Source organism: Burkholderia sp. MSMB1078WGS (genome assembly GCF_001528895.1).
GTDB lineage: Bacteria > Pseudomonadota > Gammaproteobacteria > Burkholderiales > Burkholderiaceae > Burkholderia.
The window spans coordinates 1-773 of the sequence record NZ_LPDI01000014.1 but is presented as its reverse complement, the minus strand read 5'-3'; the positions used below and the strand labels follow the sequence as shown (position 1 = coordinate 773).

2 protein-coding genes and 1 pseudogene are annotated in these 773 nt (G+C 65.3%); all 3 read right to left on the bottom strand.

The window, feature by feature from the left end:
• Positions 1–296: amidohydrolase family protein (locus WT24_RS02990; protein ID WP_156441737.1), on the bottom strand; the 296-nt coding region annotated here is incomplete at its 3' end.
• Between the two features lie 19 nt (positions 297–315).
• Entirely contained in the window at positions 316–483 is a 168-nt protein-coding gene (locus tag WT24_RS02985) for a DUF1427 family protein (protein ID WP_014725963.1), read from the bottom strand.
• A gap of 167 nt (positions 484–650) precedes the next feature.
• Positions 651–773 (bottom strand): annotated as a pseudogene (locus WT24_RS02980) (hydrolase); the annotation flags it as partial.

Here is a 773-nt window from a genome sequence, read left to right as displayed (position 1 = left end):
TCCATCGCGACCGCGAGCGACGGCACGCCGTCCCAGCGCAGTTCCATGTTGTAGTTCAGGCCGCCGCGAATCACGTGGCAGTGGTTGTCGATCAGGCCCGGCAGCACGCCGCGGCCGCCGAGATCGATCGTCTTCGTCGCGCGGCCCGCGAGCGGCATGACGTCCGCGTCGCTGCCGACGGCGACGAAGCGGCCGGCGGCAATCGCGACGGCCGTGGCGACGGGGTTCGCGCGGTCGAGCGTCGTGAATCGTCCGTTATGCAGGATCAGATCCGGCTGGGTCACGGTTGCGGTCATGTGCATCACCTCTTGTTGATCAGAAGCCAAACAGCTGTTTCACGGTGGGTAAGGCTTGCACGCCGATCAGCATGCCGAGCAACCCGACCAGCGCAATCAGCGGCGGTGCGGGAGAGCGAACCTTGATGGCGCTGTAAATCACACCGATCAGCAGGCCCGCACCAAGGGAAACCAGATAAGGTTCCATGCGATAAATCTCCCGGACAAATTCAAATGCAGGCGCGGCGTTCCGAACGGCATGCCGCGGGCGGCATTCGTGTTTCTTTCACGTCCGTCGCCCGCGGCCATGGCGCCCATGCGGCACGTTCGCATCGAACCCGCCGCACAGCATCAGCCGTTGCAGGCCGTCCGCGCTTACTTCGCCGGAACGGGCGGAATCGACTCGTGCGGCGTCGCGGTGCGCTGCGGCGCCTTGTGGACCATCGTGTACGCGTAGTCGACGCCCATCCCGTACGCGCCCGAATGCTCCTTCGCGAT

What these genes read in the sequence shown, in the direction of transcription:
- WT24_RS02985 (WP_014725963.1), bottom strand. Translation starts at nt 483, where the DNA reads ATGGAACCTTATCTGGTTTCCCTTGGTGCGGGCCTGCTGATCGGTGTG.